This window comes from Cryobacterium breve (assembly GCF_027594785.1).
Lineage (GTDB): Bacteria > Actinomycetota > Actinomycetes > Actinomycetales > Microbacteriaceae > Cryobacterium > Cryobacterium breve_A.
Genome location: NZ_CP075584.1, coordinates 1,303,634 through 1,326,713 on the forward strand (window position 1 = coordinate 1,303,634; position 23,080 = coordinate 1,326,713).

Here is a 23,080-nt window from a genome sequence, read left to right on the forward strand (position 1 = left end):
CGCGTTCCCTGCACTTCTCCGACTCGGAGGCCGGGAAACGACTATCCGCCGACGCTCAGCAGTGCGGCAAGGGCCGGATTGTCGATCTCGGCGCCGAGAAGCCGCGCCGCGCGTCCGGCATTGTCGTCGCCGAGGGCCTCCGCGTGGAGCAGGGACCGCACCACGAACTCCTTCATCCCCGTACGCGAGGCCAGCGCGCCCAGCGCCGCGACCCAGGACGCGGTCTCGGGATGCCCGTGACGCAGCCCGAGGGAGCACTGGGCGTCCAGGATGTGCGCGTCCAGCCAGACGTAGGGGTCGGCGAGCCGGTTCGAGCGGATGCGCGCGTCGGCGAGGATCTCGAACGCCCGGTCGGATTCGCCGGTCGCCTCCGCCGCGAGGGCGCGTCCTCTGGCCGATATGCCCTCCCAGCACGGATCGCCCAGCTGACAGGCCCTGGCGAAGGCCTGGTCGAAGAACGCAGCGGCGAGCTCCGGTTCCGTTCGACCCAGTTCGACCTCACCACGAAGTGCCTGCGGCCACGGCACGAACGCGAGCCAGTGGCTTCGCTCGCACAGCTCGAGCGCGAGATCGAGGCTGTCGGCAGCCGCGTCGAAATCGTGGCGGAGCACGTGGAACCGGCCGAGCATGGCCAGCGCGAAGGACTCCAGCCGGACTTCGCCCGCGGAGCGCGCGGCGTCCACGGCTCGGCTGAGATGCCTCCGCGCGGCGGGATAGTCACCACGATCGCTCTCGACCGCCCCCCGGTACATGTCGGCCTTCGCGGCCAGCGCGAGCGAATTCCTGCCGAGCCTGCGCGCATCCGTCAGCCACACGTCTGCCCGGTCGTAGCGTGCCCGCAGGAAGTCGACGTAGCCGATCTCGGCGCGAGCCTCGGCGGCAAGGCCCGGATCGTGCAACTCCCTGGCCACCTCGTCCGCGGCGTGCAGTGCGGCCAGGCCTTCCTCGTCCTGGCCGCGCAGCGAGTGCACCAGAGCCTCGGCGAGGGCGAGGCGCGCGAGGATCTTCAGCCGGCCGGACGAGCCGGTGTCCGCGAGGGCCACGCCGCGCCGCAGGGTCTGCACCCCGGCCTCGACCGCTCCCGCGCCGACCGCTGAGCGGCCGGCCTCGACCGTTGCGGCAATGGATGCGGCGTCCGCCGTGCCGTCAACGTGCACCCGCCGTGTCCGCAGCGCCGCCTGAACGGCCGTACCCGGGTCCACTCCCAGCTCGGCGACGAACAGCTCGGCGCAGGCGTCGAACTGTCGCCGCGCGGCCTCATCGTCGCCGGTCAGCCGGTAGAGCCGGATCAGAAGGGACTGGTGGTTCTCGTCGAGGGGGTTCATTCCGATCAACCGCACTGCGCATCCAATGGCCGGCTTCAGGTCCCCTCGGGACATCATCCCCAGGGCCGCCTCGTGCAGAATGGCCTCGGCGGCCGCTGCGAGCCGGCGGCGTTCCGACAGCAGCCAGGTCTCGAAGGGCGCCGCGTCCCGGAACGTCGCGCCTTCCAAGAACTCCAGGCCCAGGCCCGGCAACCTCACTGCCGCGGCCCACTCGCCGCGCGTCACGACGCTGACATCGACCGTGGCGTGCGGGGGCATCCGCAGGACCACCGGGTCGCCCACGATGGACCCGTCCGGGCCGAGCGCACGGCGAATTTCGGCGATGCTCCACCGCAACGCCCGCAGCGGGTCGTCCGCCTCGCCGAACAGCAGGGCGGCGAGTTGCCTGCGCGACGGCGGCCGTTCGGTCGAAAGGAGGTAGGCCAACAGCGCCCAGCTTTTCCGGCTGCGAAAGGCGGGAGATCGCTCACCGCCGTCATCGATGGCCTGATGACCGAGGAGTTGCACGACAAAACTCATGAGTTTCACATCCGGGAAACAGTCAAACGCTCCGTCAAACGCTGAAGATGCTCAATGGTATCCAGAACCTCGAAAACGTCGAGGCCACACGAAAGGAAACCAAACAATGTCGCTGTACATGGACGTTCACACCATCGATGGCGGAGTCACGGCCGAGGCCGTCGCCGGGGCGCACCGGGCGGATCTCGCCGAGCAGGACGCCCACGGCGTGAAGTACCTGCGGTACTGGGTCGCCGAAGACGCCGGCAAGATCTTCTGCCTGGTCGAAGCGCCAGACGCCGAGGCCGCCAACACTGTTCACCGGGAGGCACACGGTCTCGTGGCCGATGCGGTCTTCCCGGTGAGCGAGCACGTCTAGAGCCCGCGGAGCTCGCGAATGCCGAGGGAGAGTGCGATGAGAGGCGACATGACCGACCGCAACGGATGCCGCGTCGTCGCCGCCGCCCACGCTACCCCGGGTTCGCGGCCGCTTCGACCGAGACCGGGGCGCCGGTGAAACGCACCCGCACGGCGTCGCCGGGAGCGGTATGCACCCGCACGCCGTGCTGCACCGAGACCTCGGCGCCGTCGGCGAACCGCACCCGGGTGCGGCGAAGCGACCCGTGGAAGCTCGAGGCGGTGACGACGCCCTCCACCCCGTCCGCGGAGAGCTCGAGGTCTTCCGGCCGCACCGCGACGAGGACGGTCCCGTCCGCCTGCGACGGGTCGAGGAGGGGCAGCCGGGTTCCGTACAGGCTCCGCGAATCCGTTGCGCACCATTCCGGTCAGCTGGTTGCTCAGGCCGACGAAATCGGCGATGAACGGCGACGCCGGCCGGGAGTAGAGGTCTTCGGGCGTCCCGACCTGCTCGATCCGGCCGTCGCGCAAGACAGCGACCCGGTCGGCGATCGCGAGCGCCTCATCCTGATCGTGCGTCACGAACAGGGTTGTGATGCCCAACTCGGTCTGGATCCGCCGGATCTCCTCACGCAGGGCCACCCGCACCTTGGCGTCGAGAGCGGAGAGCGGCTCGTCGAGAAGGAGCACCCGCGGTTCGGTGACGAGGGCGCGGGCCAGCGCGACCCGCTGCTGCTGACCGCCGGACAGCTGGTGGGCGAACCGGTCGTAGTGGTCCGCGAGGCCGACGAGGCCGAGAGCATCCGCGGCCCGCCGGCGGCGGGCCGCGGCGGCGACCCCGCGCATCCGCAGACCGAATTCGACGTTCTCGCCCGCGCTCAGATGCGGGAACAAGGAGTAGGCCTGAAAGACCATCCCCATATCGCGCCGGCTCGTCGGGAGGGTGGACACGTCGACCCCGTCGACCGTGATGATGCCGGCATCCGTCGATTCGAGGCCCGCGAGCGCCCGGAGCGCCGTGGTCTTGCCGCTTCCACTCGGGCCGAGCAGCGCCACGAACTCACCGGCCTGCAGGGTCAGGTCGAATCCGGCGAGGGCCCGGTGTCCCCCGAAGTTCTTGGTGACGCCCGAGAATTCGACGACGGCTCCGTGCCGCGCCGGCGGTGCGCTCGCGGCTTCCACCCCCGTCACGGCAGCACGCCCGGCAGGAGCCGGCGCCGTGCCCCCGGTCGGCGTGTCCAGCGGGGTGTTGCTCGTGTTGCGGGTCATTGCCGGCCTCCGATGGGGCGGTGTCGTGGCGAGCGGGTGCGTTCGGCGCCCAGTCGGCCGATGAGCAGGAGCAGCAGGAACGCGAGGATCAGGGAAAGCAGGGACAGGATCACGGCCGTGTACGGGTCGGCCTTGCTGACCACGACGAGCGCGGTCTGCAGGTTCACCCGGCTGAGCAACGACGCGATGGTGAATTCGCCGAGGACCACGGCGACCGCGATGAACGCGCCGGCCAGCAGGCCACGACGCAGGTTCGGCAGAAGCACGCGGAACAGCACACTCCCCCAGCCTGCTCCCAGGGTGCGGGCCGCCTCGCTCAGCGTGCGCACGTCGACGGCGTCGAGGTTGGCCTGGATCGCCCGGTAGGCGTACGGCAGCACGATGATGCCGTAGGCGAGGGACAGGGTCCAGACTCCGCTGCCGACGAGCCGGGAGAGCGCCGAGTAGACCGGCGCCAGTCCGACGACGAGCACGATCGCCGGGATGCTGATCGGCAGGATGCAGACGAACTCCAGCAGGCGTCGCAGCCGGGGAAAACGGATGTGCACCAGCAGCATCGTAGGCACGAGCAGCAGGAGCACGATCAGCACCGTTCCGACGGCCAGGCCGACCGAATTGCCGACGGCGACGGGCACCTGGCGGTACGGCCCGGTGAGACCGCCCTGGAACAGGGCGATCCAGCGGGAGAAGTCGTGGCCGCCGGCCAGTCCCTTGCGCAGGGTGAACTCGACCATGGCCACGAACGGAATGATGAAGAGGAAACCGATCACACCCAGGATCAGGGCGCGCACGACGCGTGAGGGGGCGTGCGCGACGCCGTCCCGCACGATCGGGCCGGTCACCGCTGCCACCGGGCGGCCCTCGATTGCAGAGCCGAATATCCGGCCATCACGATCACCATCACCACAACCATCCCGAGCGCGAGCGCACCGGCCAGGTTCTCCCGGCCGAGCACCGTCTCACTGGTCAGCGCCGACCGGATCTGCAGGGGAACGATCTGGGAACCCTGGCTCGTGAGCGCCGCAGCGGTCGCATACGACGAGAACGCGTTTGCGAACAACAGCAGGAGGCTGCCGAGGAACGAGGGCGCGAGAACCGGGCCGGCGATCCTCAGCCAGTAGGAGAGGGTGCTCCCGCCCAGGGTGGCGTTGGCCTCAGCCCAGGTCGGTTTGAGCGCCTGAAGAGCGGGCATGAACGTGATGATCATCAGCGGAATCTGAAAATAGAGGTACGGCAGCACCAGCCCGGGCAGTTCGTAGAGCCAGACACCGCCCGCGAAGATGTCCACGCCGAAGGTGTCGCGCAGGATGAGCGTGACCATGCCCTGGATGCCGATGGTGGCGATGAACGCGAAGGCCAGCATGACGCCGCCGAACTGGGCAAGGACTCCGCTGAGCGAATCGACCACCGTGCGGAGGGCACCGTCCGGCCGCGCTCCGAGCAGCCCGTAACACGCGATCGCGCCGAGCACCGCCCCGAGGACGGCGGTCAGGGCGGACAGCCACAGGGAGTTGCCGAACGCGTTGAGCACCACCGGGTTACCGAGTGCCGCGATCGTCGCCAGGGTGAACCTGCCGGACTTGTCGAAGAATCCGGTTCCGACGGCGATCAGGGTCGGCAGGGCGAGGAAGAGGAGCACGTAGACCGCGAACGGCAGCAGCCCGAAGGCTGCTGCCGATGCGCGGACCTTACTGGACAGCGGCCGCCCAGGTCGCGCCCAGCAGGGTAGCCGCGGCTGCGCTCTGCTCTTTGGTCGGGACCACGGTCTCCGTGGGGGCCGTCGGAAGGGCGCTCAACAGCGCCGCATCGATGGTGCCCGCGGTCGTCATCGCTTCGGCGCGCGCGCGGGGCGCGCCCCACCGGCGAGCCACAGGTTCTGGCCTGCGTCGCTGTAGAGGAACTCCTGCCACAGCCGGGCGGCGGCCGGGTGCGGGGCATCCTTGCTCACGGCCTGGTTGTAGTACCCGGCGTAGCCGGTGCCCGGGAACACGACGACCTTCCAGTTGCGCTGACCGGCGAGCTTCGTGCCGTAACCGACATTGAGGTAGTCCCAGTCGAAGACGACGGGGGTCTCGCCGGACGCGATCGTGGCCGGCGTCGGGTCGATCTTGACGAAGTTGCCTGCGGCGTTGAGCTTGGAGAAGAAGTCGATTCCGGGCTGGAAGTTGTCGACGGCGCCCCCGTTCTGCACGGTCGCCATGCCGACAGCGGCGAACGCGGCCCCGGCCTGAGTCGGGTCGCCGTTGATGGCGACCTTGCCCTTGTACGCTGCACCGAGCAGGTCGCTCAGTTGCGTCGGCGCCGGGACGGCGTCGGGGTCATAGCCCACGGCCAGGTATCCGCCGTAGTCGCCGGTGTAGAGCCCGGTGGATTCCTTGAGCGCGTCGGGGATATCGGACCAGGTGGCCACCTTGTACGGGGCGAACCGGTCGGTGCTCGACAGGGCGACGGCCAGGCCCAGGTCGAAGACGTCCGGCGCGGTGTCCTGTCCCTTGAGGGTGTCTGCCGCCTGGATTTCCTCGGCGCTCGAGCCGTCCGGCGAGGCTTCGTTGATCGCGATCTCGGGATACTTCTTCGAGAACGCGTCGAGCACGGCGCCGTAGTTCGCCCAGTCACGAGGGAGGGCGATGACATTGAGGTTGCCTTCCGCCTTGGCGGCGCTCTCAAGGGCCGGAAGATCGCCGAAGGCGCTGAGGCTGGTGGCCGTTGCGGCGTCGGTGGTGGAGGCTCCGGTTCCGGTTCCGCTCGCGGCCGTGCCGGAGCATCCGGTCAGGCCGATTGCGAGCATTGCCGTGGCGGCCAGTGACGTGATCAGGGTGCGTGGGGTGACCATTTTTCCTCCGTCTGACCAGCAACGAGAGGCCGCGCACGCATTGGCGCGCGCCGTTCGTAACCGCGGTGCTGGTCACCGAGAGACTAAAAGCCGCTCTTGACGGGACAGCGAAACGCTCCTGAACAGCTCATGAATGCTCGGCGTCGCCATTCCGTCTGCACGGAACGACGTCCGCTCTCACCGCCGCGATCGGGCGAACACCGTACGCAGCGAGACCCGCTTGGTGTATTCGACCGAGCCGTAGCGGAACAACTGCACCGCGAGCCGGAGCACGATTCCGCCGAGCAGGAACAGTTCCGCAATGACGATGCCGGACTCCAGCGGGCTGAGCGACCCGAGTCCATTTCGGAGCATCGCCGTGACCGGCGCGGAGTATGGGAAGAACGTGAAGAGCTGCACGATCAGCGCGTGCGGGTCCGACACTACGAGCGACACCGCGTAGAGGGGCACGAACACGAGCGCCATCACGATGCCGAAGACCTGGCTGGCCTCCTTCGCGGTGGGCATGATCGCCCCCGCCGCGACGAGGGTGCCCATGAACAGGGTGAACCCGCCGATTAGGAGCAGCGCGCCGACGACCATCTGGCCGGGGTTGACGATGAGCTGGGAGAGGTCGACGTCGGGCAGGCTCAGCGAGGTGCGGAAGAACAGATAGCCGACCAGCACCGGCAGGATGAACACGAGCATTTGCACGATCCCGATGATGAACAAGGAGATGATCTTGCCCATGATCAGGGTCGTCGGGTTGAGGGTGGTCAGGATCATTTCGGTGACCCTGTTCTCTTTCTCCTCCAGGGTGCTCGTGAGCATCTGATTGCCGAGCATCACGATCACGACGTAGAAGATCAGCAGGAAGAGCAGGGGGCGACGGCACCGAGGATTCCGCCGGAGACCGCGCCGTCCTTATAGGTGACCGCATCGACCTGGAATGAGCCCCGCGCGAGCCCGGTCAACGTCGGGTCGCCGATCTTCGCCTGGGCGCTGGCGACCATCAGCTGGGTCGCCACCGAGGAGTACTTGCCGTTGTCGAAGATGCCGACGTCGGTGCCGTAGACCGTGGTGGCCTCCTTCGTCGGCTGGGCCGGGTAGGAGAAATGGGCGGCCGATGCGCCCGACTTCACGTCGGCGATCGCCTGGTCGGGGTCGGCGGCGAGGGTGCCGCCGAATGCGGTGGCGATGGCCGGGTCGATGTAACCGGATGCGTCGCTATAGGTGAACCGAAGGGTCGCGTCTTTCTGCGAGTCGACCTTGCTCTCCGTGGAGGTGTTCGACAGCACGATGAGCGCGATCACGATGCCGATCACCACCGGCACGAGCAGGGTCGTGAGCCAGAACTGCTTCTTCTTGAGCGTGCGCGTCACTTCGAACGAGACGACCGTGCCGAGATTGTGCCGAGCCATGGTCTACTCCCCCGCCGTTCCGTTACGTCCACCGGCAGCGGCGCCGGCGTTCTGGTCAGCGGCGTTTTGGTCACCGTAGACGGCGACGAAGATGTCGTCGAGCGAGGGGCGGCCGGCGGTGAACTCACGAACGCTCACCTCGGCATCCATCAGCTCACGCAGGATGACGGCCTCGTCGATCGGGCCGGTCACGGTCAGTTCGGCGTAGCTGCTCTCCCGCAAGGTGACCGTGTAGTGCGGCGACTCGGGGATCTCACCGGTGTAGCGGACCCGGACCACGGTTCCGCCGTACTGGTCCTGCACGTCCTCGACGGTGCCGTAGGCCTCGGCCTCACCGTTCTTCAGGAGCACGATCCGGTCGCAGAGGCGTTCGACCTCTTCCATCTGGTGCGTGACCATCAGCACGGTGGCGCCGGCTCGCTTCTGGTCTTCGATGATATCCATCAGCAGTTTGCGGTTGACGGGGTCGAAGCCCTTGGTGGGCTCGTCGAGGATGAGCAGGCTCCGGGTCATTCATGATCGTGACGCCGAGCCTGCACCTTCTGCTGCTGGCCGCCCGAGAGCTTGTCGAGCCGCACCTTGGCCTTGTCGGCCAGCGCGACCCGTTCGAGATACTGCAGCGACCAGGAGTGCGCGTTCGACCGGCTGAGTCCCTTGAGGCGCCCGAAATAGGTCATCACGTCGATGACGGATTCCTTCTTGTACAGGCCGCGTTCCTCGGGCAGGTAGCCGAGGGTGGCGCCGTCTTCGGGGCTGAACGGCTTCCCGTTGATGTGCAGCAGGCCGGCGGTGGGCTGGTAGATCCCGAGCAGCGCACGGATGGTGGTGGTCTTACCGGATCCGTTGGACCCGAGGAACCCGAAGGTCTCGCCCCGGTTGATGTCGAAGGACAGGTCCCGAATTACGGTCGAGCGGCCGAAGTCCATCCGGGAAGTTGCTGATGTGCACGAGCGGCTCGCCATCGGACCGCGAATCCTTTCGCGAAACAGCCTGCTGATCGGGCTTATCGAGTGAAGTGAGCAGTGAAGACGCCATGCCGAAAAGACCCCCAATTTCGTTATCACGACGCTACACCGGATGAGCCTGTGCGGGTCAGTGCGCGGGGACTCCGGCGGGCGCACCGGCATCCGCACCCTCGACCGCGGGCGTGCGGCGGATGAAGAACGCGGCCGGGATCGCGAACAGGGAGATCACGGCGCCGCAGAGGAAGGCCGCGTGGATCCCTGCGCTCGTTGCGGTCACCGCGGTCACACCGGGGGCCAGCTGCGACGCGGCGACGGAGGCCATCACCGTCACGAACAGGGCGGTGCCGAACGCGCCGGCGAGTTGCTGAATTGTGCCGACCATGGCGCTGCCGTGCGAGTAGAGCTCGGGGCGCACAGCCGCCAGCCCCGCGGTGAACAGCGGGGTGAAGAGCAGGGCGAGGCCGAGACTCAGGGTCACGTGCGCAGCGACGACCATCCATGGCGCGCTGTGCTCGTTCAGCAGGGTCATCCCCCAGAACACCGCGCTCACGATCACCGAGCCAGTGACGAGGAGCCGGGTGGGGCCCGACCGGTCGTAGAGCCGTCCCACGAGCGGCGCGAGCAGGCCCATCACGAGCCCCCCGGGCAGCAGCATCAGCCCGGTGGTGAGCGTGTCGAGGCCGAGCACGGTCTGAATGTAGATCGGCAGCAGGATGATGGTGCCGAACAGGGCCATCATGCTGATCGCCATCATCACGATGGCGAACGTGAAGGTGCGCGAGCGGAAGGTGCGCAGGTCGAGGAGCGCACGGTTCCGCTTCTGCAGCGACAGCTGACGCAGGATGAACGTCGTGAGGCCGAGCGCGCCCACGGCGAGCGGCAGCCAGCCGGACACCGAGGCGATGCCGCCGCCCGCCGCGCCCAGGTTGCTCAGCCCATAGACCAGCCCACCGAAGCCGAGCGCGGAGAGGACCACCGAGAACACGTCGATCGGGGTCTTGATCGGTGTCGTCACGTTCTTCATCAGGATGCCGCCGACGACGAGCGCGGTCAGCGCGATCGGCAGCACGAGGATGAACATCCAGCGCCAGTCGAGCACGCTCAGGATCGCGCCGGAAATGGTCGGGCCGATCGCCGGTGCGACCGAGATCACGATGGAGATGTTGCCCATCATCCGGCCGAGGTGCGCCGCGGGCACGAGGGTCATCACGGTCGTGAGCAGCAGCGGGAACATGATCGCCGTTCCGGTCGCCTGCACCACGCGGGCGACGAGCAGCACGGTGAAGCCGGGCGCGAGCGCGGCGATCAGGGTGCCGGTGCTGAACAGGGTCATCGCGGCGATGAACACAGGCCGGGTGTTGTAGCGCTGCAGCAGGAACCCGGTGATCGGAATCACCACCGCCATCGTGAGCATGAACGCGCTCGTGAGCCACTGGGCCGCGCTCGCGGAGATCTTGAGGTCCTCCATCAGCCGCGGCAGGGCGACGCCCATGATCGTCTCGTTCAGGATCACGACGAACGTCGAGATGAGGAGCAGGGTGATGACGAGGCGGTTGCGAACGCCGAGGGCGGCCGCGGCAGCGTTAGCCGCAGCATCCGTGCCTGTCGTGCCCTCGGTCGTGTCGGTCGTGTTCTCGTGTGTGCTGGTGGCGGTGGCGATTTCAGCCATGTGAAGGTCCCGTCGAGAAGTGCGGTCAAGATGGTGGGGCGGTGCGGCTATTGAAACTCAAACCACCGACACCGCCCGATTGTTCCGGTGAAGCGGAACTCCGTCAGTCGCAAAGTCGGAGATTTTCGCGCCACGCCGTGCTTCCGGGCAGCGGCTGCCGCGAGTCGCGAAAATCTCCGACGTTGCGTCGAGAGGGTGCGAGGCCCGGTCGGCCTCGCACCCCCCTCATCGGTAGGGCGTGGTCATCCGGTAGCGGAGCAGGTCCGCGTGCTGACGCTCGAGCGCCCGCTCGCGTTCCTCGCGGACGAGGCGGACGGCCTCCCAGTCGACGGCGGCGACCGGCCGCTGCACGCGCGGCCGACGTCCCCATCGGATCAGGGCGACGCCGAGGTGCAGCGCCAGCCGATCGACCCGGCCGAGGGGACGCAGGTGACGGTCCGTCGGTGTGGATGGTGACGCGGATTCGGACCCGGAGTGCGGGTCCGGTTCGGGCTGCGAAGGCAGCGGGCGGTCGTGGCGACCGGCAGTGGTCGACAGCGTTGTGGTCATGAGAGTGAGCCTCACTGTGGCGGTGCCCGGAACGGATGCGGAGGCATCTATCTGGTGCACCGGCGGGGCCGCCGAAGCGGCGCAAGAACGGACGTCGTCGGGTATGAGACGTCAGGAAACGGGACTGGTCCCGGGGCGCAGAAAGCGCGGGCTGCGAGCGGGCATCGAGGGCATCACCACCGCAGAACCGGTGGCGGAAACTCGCGCCGGTCAGGCGGTGAAGACGCCGACGAGGCCGACGGCGAGGCAGTTCACTGCGGGAATGTTTGACTGAATCATGGGACGGCTCCTCTCGTCGTGTGGCGTAGCTGCCACGGTACCCGTCGCCCGCACGATCGCGCAAGGGAATCGGGCAACGTGACCTGAACTCGCGACCTCAGCCCTCGGTAAGGCCCAGCTGCCGAAGAAGCCGGGGAAAGTCCGTGACGAGCGCGTTCCAGACGATCTGATAGTCCGTGTTCGCGTAGTCATGGGCGAGATAGTTCCGCATCGCACGCAACTCCGCCCAGGCGACTTCCGGGTGCTTGTCCCGGTATGCGTCCGGAAGCCGCTCGACCGCGGTCTGTAGGTCGATCACGATCGCCTTGGCCGCGAGCTGCTGGGTGCGGTCCACCCGGTCGAAGAAGACGTCCCTGCCGCGGGCGGTGATGAGGCGCGCGTGACGCACAAGGTCGCGGATGTCCGCGAGCAGCGCATCCGTTCGGTCGAATTCGTGGGTCATCGCGTCGCGCCTTCGGCGGCACCATGGCTCACGGGGATTCCGTTGGCAGCCGCTCCACCCCCATCAGGCTCCGACCTCGGCGTTTGCGCCCGTTGGCACCTCCGTCACAGGGGCACCGCCTCGGCGACGGCACGGTCGCGGATGGTGCCCTCGGCCCGGTCGCTCATCACGTCCACCTGCACGCCGAGAAAGTGTTCAAGGTCGAGGACCAGGCCCGCCGCGTCGAGGATTGAGGCCTCGGGCGCGAATGCGACGAGAAGGTCGATGTCGCTGCCGACGGCATCCGTGCCCCGGGCGATGCTCCCGAAGACCCGCACATTGCCGGCGCGGCGGCGTGCGGCCAGCTCGATCACGCGCTCGCGGCCCCGCTGAAGCACGACCGATGGTCGCTCGGCAGTCGCGGCCAGGATACGGGCGAGGGTTTCGGGGCGCGGCTGCACCCGACCGGACTCATAAGCGGAGAGATTCGGCTGCGGCACGCCGGCGCGCACGGCGAGCTGGCTCTGCGAGAGTCCGGCGCGCGTGCGTGCCTCGAGGATGCTCTCCGCTGTGTTCATGCACGGAGTATAGCTCGCAGCTATAGGACCTCCGCGGGCCCGCTCCCGTCACCGTCACTCACGCCCGCGCCCCTTTCGGCAGCCCGCGCCCCCTTGCCCTCACGCCCGCGCCGGTTTCGGCACACCGCGCCCGCCGTTTCGGGCGCGGCCTGCGCAAACCAGCGCGGGCGCCACCACGATGGCCGGACTAGTCGAGCTTCAGGTCTGCGAGTAGGTCCTCGAGGACCGACTCCTCTTCGACGCGCAAGCGCAACTCCTCCATCGCGCCGGAGAGAGCACTGTCCCAGGGAGTGTCGCCGACGCTTCCGGTGAACTCCGAGGTCGCGAGGCTCGACTCGCACGCGGCGCGGTAGTCGGCTTCGCCGTATCGCCACGGAGTCCACGGCACGCTGCGAGCGACCGTGCGCGCGATCGTGACGCCGCCCGCATCGAAGTCACCGTGGTACCGGAGCCGCGAACCGCCTTCGACGAGTTGCGTGAGTAACCGCAGCACCGCAGCCCCCGGTTGCCCGTTCACACACACGATCGGTACGAAACCGCCACCAGCACCAGCACCAGCACCAGCACCAGCACCAGCACCAGCACCAGCACCAGCACCAGCACCAGCACCAGCACCGTACCGGTCGGCCGCGGCCGCGATCACCGCAGGGTTCTCGCACACCGAGACCAGCGCCGGGGCCCGGCCGATGTCATCCACGGCAAGCTGCCGGTACGTCAATACGACGGGCTGGCCGGACTCGGCGAGCGCCGCTAGGGCGCGGGCCGTCGGAGATATCACGCCGCCGGGAAGCCCGAGCGCGAGCACGGTCGAGGACAGCTCGTCCACGACAACACCCGACTGCTGCCACGCGTCCCGCCGCCACCGTGATCCGTTCCCGGCGGGTTGCCCGGACGCGGCCGCCGCGAGCCCGACCGCGATCGGCCCGAGTGGACTCTTCGGGTCGAGCGCATGCGCGTCCCCGAACAGGCGCGCCGCGAGCACGCCGAGAGCCTCCCCCTCCGCAGGCAGGGCGCGGGCGAGCACACCGAGCTGGAGGGTCATCATGTGGGCGGCCGAAGCGGATGCCGTCACTCGCCGCAGCGCGCCCGATCGGTTCACGCCGTCCACCCAGCCCGCGAGTTCGGGCCGTTCGACGGCGATCACGCGCAGGGTGTCGGCGACCTGTTGCCAGCTCGCCCGTTCCGCGCGCCGGACCTCGGGGCCAACGATCGGCCCGACGAGTTCGGTGACCGCCGAGGCCAGCCCCGCGGGCCACGCGTCCCTCCGCAGCAGGGTGTCGAGCTGGTCGAGCGACACCGAAGCCGACGACCCCGAGCGCACGGGCCGACCGACGAGCCGGGCCGCCGCCATCCGCTCGGTCGCGCTCGCGTTCTGCTTCGTGACGACGCCCACGAGCGTGCCGGTCTGCTCGAGTCGGGAGCGCATGCGCGTCAGCAGCCACGCCGTCTCTGGAGTGCCGAGCAGACGATGGATGCGTGCAACGGCCTCCGCGCTGACCTCGCCTCCGGAGTCGACCCCGGTCCCGCCGCCATCCACATATTCGCTCACCAGAGCCCTCCCGCCTCAGCCTCAGCGGCGGCGACACCGACGTCGACGACGACGGTGCGCCGTTTCCCGTCCCACTGCCAGCGCTGCACGTGCACGGCGTCGGTGCCTTCGAAACGGGTCAGCTGCGAGATGCCGAGCCCGGGAACTTCCGCGTAGCAGCCCCACTCGCGTTCGCTCGTCATCACGACGTCGAGGTCGAACTCGGCGAGCAGACCGAGGCAGCTCGCGCGCGAGTTGTCGTCGACGCCGGCGAAGGCCTCGTCGAGCATGATCATCCGCGGGGCGTGTGGGTTGGTCGCGGTGCGATAGTGCGAGGACGCCGCCGCGAACAGCGGGATGCTCGCGGCGAGCACCCGCTCGCCGCCCGACGCCGGGCCGGTCGCCGACTTCCAGGCGCCGCCCTGCTGCCGCTCGACCGTGAAGCGGTGCCAGCGGCGGTAGTCGAGCGCCTCGCCGAGGTGGTCGTACCAGTTGCCGGCCTCGTCGGCGTCACGCACTTCCGCGATCCGGGCCTGCAGGAAGCCTCCGAGCGCGGCCCGATCGGATTCGTCCCAGACATCCGCCGTCGTCGCGAGCAGGCGCCGGGCCTCGGTCAGCCCGGCCGGCCCGTCCGGGCGCGGTTTCCAGAGCACCCGCAGGATCATGCCCGTCGTGGTGGGCCTGGCACGGAGTTCCTCGTTGAGCTGAACGATCTGCCGGTCGGCGTCTCCGATCAGCTCGGACAGTTGCGCGCCGACCTCGGTCACGAGGTGTGACTGGATGATCTCGCGCTCCTTCGCGCTCAACAGCCGCAGGTGCTGCTCGATCTGCTCTCCGAGCTGCTCGCCGAGTTCCACGAGCAGCATCTCCCGTCCGCGGAAGGTCACGACCACGCGCACCCCGTCGTCGTTCGGATAGTAGGCTGCCTCGTGCCCGTGCCGGCCGAGCGAGCGTTGCAGGTCGGCGAACTCGGTGAACACCTGCGACTGCAGCCGGCTGTACTTCTCGTCGGAGGCGTCGACCTCGGGCAGCGCAGCCTCGATCGCGCGGGCGAGCTGCACCCCGCGGGTCACGGTCCAGTCGGTGTCTCCCCCGGCATCCGGTTCGACGACGGCCAGCGCGGCGAGGTCAGCCACTTGCACAAGGCCGAGCGCGGTCGTGCGCTGCAGTGCGGCGACGGCGGCGACCCGGTTCGCGGCCACGCGGTCCTGGTCCGCACGGATGCCGCGGAGCCGCTCCCCGAGACCGGCCTTCTTCTCGCCGTCCCGGCGAGCGCTCTCGCCCAGGCGGCGCAGCTCGGCACTGATCGACTTCAGCTCGGCGACCACGGCGGCGACCCGGTCCCGGTAACCCTGCACGTCGGCGCCGAGCTGCCCGCGCAGGGTCTCAAGGTAGCTGCGGCTGCGGGTACGTTCGCCGGCGGCGGACTCGACCTCGGCCAGGGTCCGGTCGTGGTCGTCGCTGGCGGCGGCGAGCAGGTCTTCGGCTCGCCCGATCCGACGCCCGGCGGATGCCCAGCGCTCGGCCGCGTGCCAGAGGCTCACGACCCTTCCTTCATAGTTCGACAGGGCGGAGCCGAGACCGCGGATCGCCTCCGGCTGGGTGGGGAGGTGCAGCGTGGCGGCATCCGCGGCGAGGTCAGCCTCCGCCTCGGCGAGCTCGCGGCGGGCCACGGCCGAGCGAAAGCGGGCCTCCTCGCGTTCGCTCGTGCGCTGGGCGACGTGGTCGGCGGCACGCTCCGAGGCCCGATCGGCTGTCTCGAGCGCGGTCGGATGCGGCACCGCCGCCTGCTCGTGTTCGATGACGGTGGACCGGGCGGCGATCCCGTCGAGGGCCTTGGCCAGGCCCTGGTGCTCCGCGGAGATCGTGTCGAGTTCGACTCGCGCCTCGCGCAGCCGGTGGGCGCGGGCCGCTTCGCGTGCACTCTCTCCGATGAACCGGGCCGTGTCGACGGACCAGGCGCCGAACGCCGAACCCAGGCGGTACCGGCCGGTGAGGCTCACCCATACCGCGGGCGAGTCGTCGCCGAAGCCGATCGCCGAGGAAGAAGTGCCGTCGGAGCGGGAGTCAGAATCGGCTCCGTTGTCGAAGTCGGGATCAGCGCCGCCGTCGGTTGTGTCCCCGCCGAGGCTGATGCCTCGCAACACCGCCTCGATCGTCTCCGCGGTCACGGCCGACCCCGCGGGCGGCTCAGCGACGAGTACCGACGCAAGCGTTCCGACGGATGCCGTTGCACGCGCCCCGCGCAACAGTAACTGCCCATTGCCGGGCAGGCGCAGGTCCCCGTCAGGCAGCACGAGCGAAGTGAGCAGCCCGCTGCCCTCAAGAGCGGCCTCGAGCCCGGCCCGCTGCTCCGCGCTGACCTCGTCTGTGAAGCTCACCGCGCGCCAGAGCGGAAGGGACCCCTCGGGCGCGGCGGTGCGGGTGTGCGGCAGGGTCGGCTCGACCGAGTCGCCCTGCTCGAGCCCGGAAATCTCGGTGCGGAGAGCCTCGCGCCTGATCGCGAGGTCGCCGAGCCGGTGCCGGAGGTCAGCGCGCTGCCGTTCCAGCTCGGCCTGCAGCCGCTGGGCGTCCCTGCGCAGCGCAGTGCTCGCGGGGTTCTCGCCCGTGCGCAGTCGCACCCAATCGGCGAAGGCGCCGAACGCGTCATCGGGAACGGCGAGCTCAGTGAGTCCGGCCAGCACGATCTCGACCTCGGAGACGTAAGCATCGACGGCGGCCTCGACCGCGGCATCCGCCACGGTGCGTTCGTCGGTCGCCTCCGCCAGCCGGGTCTCGGTCTCGGCTTCGCGCAGGTCCGCCGCGCCGAGGTGCCCTTCGGCCTGCTCCAGCACTGTGATCAGCGCAGAGACCCGGTCTAGGGATTCACGTAGTCGGGACACGCGGTCAGCGGTCGCGGTACGCTCGCGCTGGAGGGCCGCCTCGAAGCCGTCGAAGCCGCCGGATGCGTCGGCACGCCGTCCACCGCGCGCGACCGGCCAGCCGGACTCGTCCGGTACGAGCCCGAGCCCCGCCGAGTCGTGCTCGATCCCGGCACCCACGGCCGCAGCGACCGCCAAAACGCTGGCCTCACGGAAGCCGGTCGCGCCCGCCACGAATTCGGACCGGGCGTCCGTCGCCTCCGCATCGGCGCGAGTGAAGGCGGCATCCGCGCGCTGGAGGCCAGCCTCCGCAAGTGCCGCACGTTCCCCGGCTGCGGTCGCCGCGGCATCCGCCAGCTTGAGCAGTCGCTCGCTCTTGGCATGCACGCTGTCGCGCAGCGCTTCCTGCTCGGCCTCGCGAGTCCCCTGCTTGGTGCGCCGCTCCGTGGTGGCCGCGGCGTTGGCGTCGAGGGACTCCCGGAGCCGGTCGAGCTCCGCGGTCACCTCGAGGACCGCCCGCCCGTACTTGTCGAAGTCGGACTGCTCGCGGCGGGGGCCGACAGCCTGCCGCTTGAGCATCACCTGCGCATAGGCTCGGTAGTGCTGCAGGAACCCGTGCACCGCCTTCTGGGCGGCGGCAAGTTGCTGCACCTCGTCGCGTTCCTCGTCGAGTGAGCGCATTCCGTCGGCGACGGACTTGATCACGTCGTCGCTGACCGGGGTCAGCGCGCGGGTCAGCGCCTCGGACAGGGCGGCCTCGCTCGGTTTCTTGGAGAGCCTGCGGCGCGCGAATCTGCAGCAGCAGGCTCGATCAGTTCGGCGTAGCGCCGCTCGCCGAGGCCGAAGAGCTTCGCGTCGACAGCCTGCCGGTACTCGCCCTTGGTGTCGTAAACCCGCCCGCGGTCGCCGAGGGCCTCGGCGAGGCGGTCACGCCCGAGCGCGAGCCGGCTCGCGTCAATGAGGTCGAGGGTTTCCCCCACGCGTTGCTCGGTCACGAAGAACCAATGCCGGGTGATACCGCGGCCGCGCGCCGCCTTGAGTCCCGCGCCGATCGTCACGTACTGCGCCCGGCCCGCCTCGTCGATGCGGCCGAACTCGAGCCAGCTGTAACCGAGGCGTTCACCGTTCGGGTGCTCGTCGCCGAGCAGCAGATTCCACTCCATGCGCTTCTGCCGGTCGCCGTCGGGTTCGACCCTCTGGGGCGAGAGGTCGCCGTCGAGAAGGAACGGCAGGGTCAGTGCGAGCACCTTGGACTTGCCCGCGCCGTTGTTGCCGCGCAGCAGCAGCCGGCCGTCGACGAACGGGAACTCCTCGTTGTCGTAGTAGAAGAGGTCGACGAGACCCAGTCGCTGCGGCTGCCAGCGCACGCTCGTCGGCACTGGCCGCGGGTCGGAACGGAATGGTGCAACTGTGTCCAGGGTCACGACTGTCGAGCTCCCATGATTGTCGGTGCAGCGAGGGCGTATCGGGCCAGGGCGGGCAGTACACGGATGCTTTCCCCGTCCCGGGCGACGAGCCGAAGGGCCAGGAGGCGGCCGAGAGCGGTCTCGACGAGGTCGGCCGCGTCGTCCGCCGCGCCCTTCCGCCAGAACTTGGCATAGTCGGGGGCGAGGGCGCGCACGTGCACGACGAGGTCGTCGACCAGGAGATCGGATTCCCCGCAGCGAGCCAGGAACTCGGCCAGGAGCAGGGTGACGTGTCCTTCGGTGCCCTTTTCGGGCATCCGCACGTCGCTGAGGTCGTCGTCAAAGTCGACCATGGCGATGCCCTCGAGTCGGATCTCGGCGACGAGCCCCGTGAACTCGGTGATGCGCCGGCAGATCGCGGCGCGCTGGCCGCGCAAGTAGGCGGTCTCGTCGTCGTCGAGCTCGTCGAGGTAGAGCACGGGGTCGTCGAGCAGGCGACGGGTGAGGCTGTGCCGCAGGCGTAGGTTGCGGAGGTCGGCGGTCGGAGCAGTGCCGCGGTCGCGCATGGCCGAGGTCCGCTCGGCGAGCGTGGTGGCGCCGATCGTCGACGGGCCGCGCCGGGTGACGAGGAGCTGGGAGAGCACCCGGCGGGATACGTCGTAGAGCGCGTCGCCGGTGTTCTGGACGAAGTCCGCCTCGTCGCCGGCGACCCGGGCGAGTACGCCCCATTCGAGCAGCAGCTGCACGGCCGCGACGAGGTCGCTCCGTTCCTCGCGGCTGCCGAGTTCGAAGACGAAGCCGGCCGCGACGAGTTCGGGTGCCGTCGCAACCACGAGAACCTGCTCGGCGAGGCGGCCGAGTGCGATCTGGCTGTCGCTGCGCTCGAGCACCGACAGGCTGAGCATCAGTAGCACGTAGCGGCGGCGCGAGAACGGCACCCCGCCGCGGCGGGCGGCGAACGGATGCGTCGCATCCGTCACCGACGCCGGTTCCCGGTCGAGCCGCACCACCTCGCTGTCGACGTGTAGCGTCCAGCCGGCATGGACGTCAAACCACTCCGCGAGGTCACCCGCGTGCCGCCGCACGAGCCGGTAGCGCTCCTCTTCAGTCGAGCGGATCAGGGGCGTGCGCAGCAGCATTCGGGCCGCCCGCTGCCGGTCGTCGACCGCCGAGACGCTCATGACACCTCCACAAACACGTCGACGTCTGCATCAGCATCCGAGTCGGCATCGGCGCGCGAGTGCGACGCGTGCGCCGGAGACCCAGCCTGAACGTCGCCGGCTTCCTCCGCGTCGGCGCGCCCGTGAGTTGAGCTTTCGGCCTCGGCATCGGCGGCATCAGCGGCGTGTGCGCCGGCCGGCCGGTCCTCGTCTTCCTCCATCAGGTCGGTGATACGCACGAGGTGGTCGGGACCCCAGAGCGTGCCGCGCTCGGTCTCGAGGGCGACGAAACCGGCATCCGGCAGCTCGGTCAGCTCGATGCTCATGGTGCCGTCGGTCGAGGCGGTGCGGATCGGCCCGCCCTCGGGCGGACGCGCGACGAGCGCGTCGCCGAGCAGGGTGAGGAAGAGGCCGAAGGCGGTGCTGTCGAGCCCGGCGAGCGCGCTCAGTTCGACCGTGCCATCGGTCGCGAGACGCTTTCGCGCCGCGGCGATCTGCTCGGCTTGTTCGCGCACCTGCAGCGCGATCAGCGCCCGGGACGCCGAGCGGTCGATGACCTGGTTCGGCCGACCCTTGCGCTCGTAACTGCCCGTCCGGCGCAATTGCGGAGAGATTTCGATCGCGGGGGCATCCGCCCAGGGCGCTCCGACGAGCGCGGCGTTGTCGCTCCAGTGCGCCCAGGTCGCGGAGTCGACCGTGAGGTGCCGGGCCGAGTAGAGGCCGAAGGCGGCCCGGGCGAGCCGGTGACGGTCGTCGTCGGGCGCCTCCTGGAACCACTGGGCGAGGCGCAGGTAGTCGGTGGACCGGTCGGAGCGGCCCGAGCGCCTCGCGTTGACGGCGCGCACGGCGTCGAGCAGGGCCGGGATCGCGGCGAGCGCGGCCATCCGCAGCAGTTTCGCCTGGCTGTCCCTGCCGTGGCTCGAGAGGAACCAAGACCGCAGCCCTTCCCAGCGGTTCGCCCAGACGGCGTAGTGACGCGCCGACTCGGCGAGGGCATCGGGCCCGACGGGATGCTCGGCATCTCCGGGATCGGGGACCTGCACGAGGGCGTCGCTTGCCTCTCGTTCGGCGAGCGCGCGGAGGGCGCGGTCGACCGCCGCGCTGTCGGCGCGGGCGAGCAGGGTCGCGATCTGCGGGCCGCGAACGGTGAGATCCTGGATGAAGCGTTCGAGATAGTCGACGAGTCGCGACTTGTAGGCGACGAAGGCCGCCTCGTCGGTGTCGGTGAGGTCGATCGTGCGCTGGAGCGAGGCCATGAACGCGCTCGCGTTGTCGGCGAGTTCGGTGAAGCGCAGGGTGAGCGCGGCGAGGGTCTGGTGCAGCTTGCCGAGGTCCGGGGTTTCGGCGCCGATCAGCGTCACGAATTCGTGCAGGGTGACCGCGATGTCCTCGAGGGCAACGCTCTGCAGGGCGCCGCGGCGGCCGAGGGTCTCTTCGAACCGTTCGAGGGCGCGTTCGGCGGCCTCGCCCGCCTGGCTCAGCTGGAACAGATGGCGCTTGCGGTAGAAGTCCTCGACCTGCACGACGCGGCCGGTGTCGGGCGACGCGAGGAGGTTGCCCCAGCCGACGAGTGAGTCGAGGGCCGCGGTGACGGCCTCGATCGACAGGTCTTCTGGCACAGGGACGGTCGCACTGGTCGCACCCGCGGCCGGATTGGCGGCTGCGCCCGGGGTCGGTTCCGCGGCATCCACTGCAGCATCGCGACGCAGCTGGCCGAGCACGTCGTCGGGGCGCAGATGCACCTGGAACCGCTCCTTGGCCGTCACGAAGGTGCCGAGCACGCGGCGGTAGATCTCGCTGTTCTGCGCGTTGAGGTGGCTGAACACGCTGAACGACTCGGAAAACTGGACCTCGGCAGAAACGATGCTCACCTCCCCTGGACTCGACACGGTTCAGAACGACTCGACACGCCGCGCGGTGCGCACGACGGACCCCCATTCATCATGCAGCATTCCACCGACTTCAACAGTCGCGCCGCCGCCCCGGGCGAGACAAGTCGGCGATTTCACCTCACGAGAGTCGGTTGACAGAGATGACACCGAAGCTAGGCTTGGTTGACAGAGATGACAGCCGACGACTCACCGGGAGGGCTCACGATGACACCCGACGCCGAAGCGCAGACACCCCCCGGGGAGCGCCACTCCCGCACGCTGATGCTCACCGACTACCAGGCCGAGCTTCTGACCGAGATTGCGAAACGTCTTCCCGACCGTCTCGAAGCATCCGTCGCCGGTAACGCTCGCACCGTGGCGGAACGCATGGTCGCCACGATCCCCGGGACAAGCATCTGGCAGGAGAAGATCGGTCCCTTCTATGAGGCCTCGGCGATCGCTAAGTGGAAGGGCGTCAGCCGCCAGCACGTCCACAAGCTGAGGAACCAGGGCGTGCTGCTCGCAGTACAGACGGCGGATGCGAAGTCGCTCCTGTTCCCGGCATGGCAGTTCGGCCCCGGCGGTGAACCCCTTCCCCACCTGAGGCCAGTGATCGACGCATTGCTCCCCGCCGCACGTGACGAATGGTCGCAGGCGCTCTGGCTCAACGTGAAGACACCCCGATTCGGCGGTCGCTCTGCGGCGGACCTGTTGAAGTCGAACGAGCTGGGACCGGTTCTCGACGCCGCGCGAAACGATGCCGCTCGGCTTGCGCCGTGAGCCGGGAGGCGACTTTTCAGGCCAATCCCCTTCCGGGCCGCGACTTCACCGGCTTCCCGGCAGTACATACTCGGGGAGCCGAACGGAAATACCGCTCCCACCCGATCGGGCGTGGAGCCTGGTTCTTCGCGTCGGCGCCCGGCGGCCCGGGCGGGGGTCGCTTCGATCTGGCCCCACCACTCGGCACCTGTTATCTCGCCGACACCGTGGCCGTTGCTGTCCGCGAGCGTTTGGGACCCAGCTACGCTGCATCCGGCATGGTGCCCCGCTGGGCCGCCGAGGAATTCCAGGTCACTGAGCTCGACCTCAGCGCGGGCAAGAAGTGTGCCGACGTGGCCGCGGCGGACGCCGCCACGTTCGGTGTCACCCGTGAGTTGAGCACGATGGACAGCTACGGCGTTCCGCAACAGTGGGCGGCCCTGTTCGAGTCGCTCGGCTTCGACGGCATACGGTACCCCGCACGATTCAGCACCGGCTACTCGCCTGATGCCTGGGCCGTGTTCGGAGCTGCCGGGCCACGATCGTGGCCAACTTATGCAGTCGTCGACGGGGTCGCCGCCTCTGAATCGAGCGGCTTCTCCGTATACTCGCCGCCCGCATCCGCCGCAGGTTTGAGCGTGAGCCTTCCGCCCGGCGTGACCTAGAGTGCCGCGGCGCACCGTCGGAGATTCTCGCGACACGCCGCGTATCCGGGCAGCGGATGCCGCGAGTCGCGAAAATCTCCGACATAACGTCCCGCGAGACCCGGTTCAGCCCTGCGGGTCCGCGCCCTTCCGCTTTCGGAACGCGATCATGTTCATCCGGCTGCCGCAGCGCGCACTGCAGAAGCGCTTGGACCCGTTGCGCGAGAGGTCGAGGATCAGGCCGGCGCAGTCATCCGCTTCGCAGGTGCGCAGCCGATGCATCTCGTCCATCCGGATCACGTCCATCAGGGCCAGCGAGGCTTCCACGCGCAGGCGTTCGCCGAGCGGGGCGTCGGGCGTGGTCGCGTGCAGGTGCCAGTCGGACGCGTCGTGCCGGGCGAGGTACGGCAGGGCCCTGGCCTCGGCGAGCATGGCATTGACCTGGAGCGCCGCGGTGTCGCGGTCGCGGGTCCAGACGAGCCGCACCTCGTCGCGGGCGCGCAGCACGTCGAGCCGCTCGCGCTCGTCGCCGTCGATACGGCCGGAGAAGGGATACCCGGCGAGGAAGTCCGCAAGCTGATCGAGGGTCGCGAGCTCATCCGTGCCGCTCCGGGAGGCCGCGGGATCGGTATTGCCGAGGTCGACCGCGAACTCGAGCGACTCCACGGTGTCATGGGCAAACTGCATGTTGACTCCTAACCCGACCAT

18 protein-coding genes and 3 pseudogenes are annotated in these 23,080 nt (G+C 69.3%); 3 read left to right on the forward strand and 18 right to left on the reverse strand.

All coding sequences use genetic code 11. The features are described 5' to 3' along the window. Positions 1-41 precede the first annotated feature (41 nt). Positions 42-1,751 carry an AfsR/SARP family transcriptional regulator gene (locus KIV56_RS06330; RefSeq protein WP_281535574.1) on the reverse strand — a complete coding sequence of 570 codons (1,710 nt, stop codon included), beginning with the start codon at positions 1,749-1,751 and terminating at the stop codon, positions 42-44. 199 nt (positions 1,752-1,950) lie between these two features. On the opposite strand from KIV56_RS06330, the gene KIV56_RS06335 reads away from it, so the two are divergent. Next, positions 1,951-2,202 (forward strand): DUF4242 domain-containing protein, encoded by a 252-nt coding sequence (locus KIV56_RS06335; protein WP_281535575.1) that lies wholly within the window; start codon positions 1,951-1,953, stop codon positions 2,200-2,202. Between the two features lie 91 nt (positions 2,203-2,293). Here the strand turns inward: KIV56_RS06335 and KIV56_RS06340 are convergent. From KIV56_RS06340 to KIV56_RS06415, 16 genes and pseudogenes are all read right to left on the reverse strand, one after another. Further along, positions 2,294-3,362, reverse strand: a pseudogene (locus tag KIV56_RS06340) (ABC transporter ATP-binding protein). An 83-nt stretch (positions 3,363-3,445) separates the two neighbouring features. Further along, positions 3,446-4,300, reverse strand: a complete 855-nt coding sequence (locus KIV56_RS06345) for an ABC transporter permease (protein ID WP_281535576.1) — start codon at positions 4,298-4,300, stop codon at positions 3,446-3,448. After that, positions 4,288-5,148, reverse strand: a complete 861-nt coding sequence (locus KIV56_RS06350; RefSeq protein WP_281536090.1) for an ABC transporter permease — start codon at positions 5,146-5,148, stop codon at positions 4,288-4,290. The genes KIV56_RS06345 and KIV56_RS06350 overlap by 13 nt, the downstream gene beginning before the upstream one ends. Next, a pseudogene (locus KIV56_RS06360) lies at positions 5,138-6,282 on the reverse strand (ABC transporter substrate-binding protein). The gene KIV56_RS06350 and the pseudogene KIV56_RS06360 overlap by 11 nt, the downstream one beginning before the upstream one ends. Positions 6,283-6,459: 177 nt before the next feature. Then, positions 6,460-7,107: an ABC transporter permease gene (locus KIV56_RS19530; protein ID WP_348648547.1), complete on the reverse strand. Its 648-nt coding sequence runs from the start codon at positions 7,105-7,107 to the stop codon at positions 6,460-6,462. A gap of 20 nt (positions 7,108-7,127) precedes the next feature. Continuing rightward, positions 7,128-7,682 (reverse strand): hypothetical protein, encoded by a 555-nt coding sequence (locus KIV56_RS19535; RefSeq protein ID WP_348648485.1) that lies wholly within the window; start codon positions 7,680-7,682, stop codon positions 7,128-7,130. Between the two features lie 3 nt (positions 7,683-7,685). After that, positions 7,686-8,630: pseudogene (locus KIV56_RS06370) on the reverse strand (ABC transporter ATP-binding protein). A gap of 144 nt (positions 8,631-8,774) precedes the next feature. Further along, positions 8,775-10,316, reverse strand: coding sequence for an MDR family MFS transporter (locus tag KIV56_RS06375; protein ID WP_281535579.1), 1,542 nt, complete (start codon positions 10,314-10,316; stop codon positions 8,775-8,777). 225 nt (positions 10,317-10,541) lie between these two features. Next, positions 10,542-10,865 (reverse strand): hypothetical protein, encoded by a 324-nt coding sequence (locus tag KIV56_RS06380; RefSeq protein ID WP_281535580.1) that lies wholly within the window; start codon positions 10,863-10,865, stop codon positions 10,542-10,544. A gap of 376 nt (positions 10,866-11,241) precedes the next feature. Further along, a complete protein-coding gene (locus KIV56_RS06385) occupies positions 11,242-11,586 on the reverse strand; it encodes a HepT-like ribonuclease domain-containing protein (protein WP_281535581.1) in 345 nt (114 codons plus the stop codon). 104 nt (positions 11,587-11,690) lie between these two features. After that, a complete protein-coding gene (locus KIV56_RS06390) occupies positions 11,691-12,143 on the reverse strand; it encodes a helix-turn-helix domain-containing protein (RefSeq protein WP_281535582.1) in 453 nt (150 codons plus the stop codon). A gap of 187 nt (positions 12,144-12,330) precedes the next feature. Then, positions 12,331-13,692 carry a TIGR02679 family protein gene (locus KIV56_RS06395; RefSeq protein WP_281535583.1) on the reverse strand — a complete coding sequence of 454 codons (1,362 nt, stop codon included), beginning with the start codon at positions 13,690-13,692 and terminating at the stop codon, positions 12,331-12,333. Further along, entirely contained in the window at positions 13,689-17,237 is a 3,549-nt protein-coding gene (locus KIV56_RS06400) for a TIGR02680 family protein (protein WP_281535584.1), read from the reverse strand. The genes KIV56_RS06395 and KIV56_RS06400 overlap by 4 nt, the downstream gene beginning before the upstream one ends. Positions 17,238-17,266: 29 nt before the next feature. Next, complete coding sequence (locus KIV56_RS06405; RefSeq protein ID WP_281535585.1) at positions 17,267-17,956, reverse strand: hypothetical protein; 690 nt, start codon at positions 17,954-17,956, stop codon at positions 17,267-17,269. Continuing rightward, entirely contained in the window at positions 17,953-19,119 is a 1,167-nt protein-coding gene (locus KIV56_RS06410) for a TIGR02678 family protein (protein ID WP_281535586.1), read from the reverse strand. The genes KIV56_RS06405 and KIV56_RS06410 overlap by 4 nt, the downstream gene beginning before the upstream one ends. Beyond that, on the reverse strand, positions 19,116-20,969 hold the full coding sequence (locus KIV56_RS06415; protein WP_281535587.1) for a TIGR02677 family protein: 1,854 nt from the start codon (positions 20,967-20,969) through the stop codon (positions 19,116-19,118). Before KIV56_RS06415 ends, KIV56_RS06410 begins: the two co-directional genes overlap by 4 nt. A gap of 183 nt (positions 20,970-21,152) precedes the next feature. Between KIV56_RS06415 and KIV56_RS06420 the strand changes: the two genes are divergently transcribed. Further along, positions 21,153-21,749, forward strand: a complete 597-nt coding sequence (locus KIV56_RS06420; RefSeq protein ID WP_281535588.1) for a hypothetical protein — start codon at positions 21,153-21,155, stop codon at positions 21,747-21,749. Continuing rightward, positions 21,746-22,393 carry an RES domain-containing protein gene (locus KIV56_RS06425; RefSeq protein WP_281535589.1) on the forward strand — a complete coding sequence of 216 codons (648 nt, stop codon included), beginning with the start codon at positions 21,746-21,748 and terminating at the stop codon, positions 22,391-22,393. Before KIV56_RS06420 ends, KIV56_RS06425 begins: the two co-directional genes overlap by 4 nt. A 105-nt stretch (positions 22,394-22,498) precedes the next feature. Here the strand turns inward: KIV56_RS06425 and KIV56_RS06430 are convergent, their stop codons facing one another. Next, the gene (locus KIV56_RS06430) at positions 22,499-23,059 is read right to left on the reverse strand and encodes a CGNR zinc finger domain-containing protein (protein WP_281535590.1); all 561 of its coding nucleotides are present in this window, start codon (positions 23,057-23,059) and stop codon (positions 22,499-22,501) included. Positions 23,060-23,080: the final 21 nt, after the last annotated feature.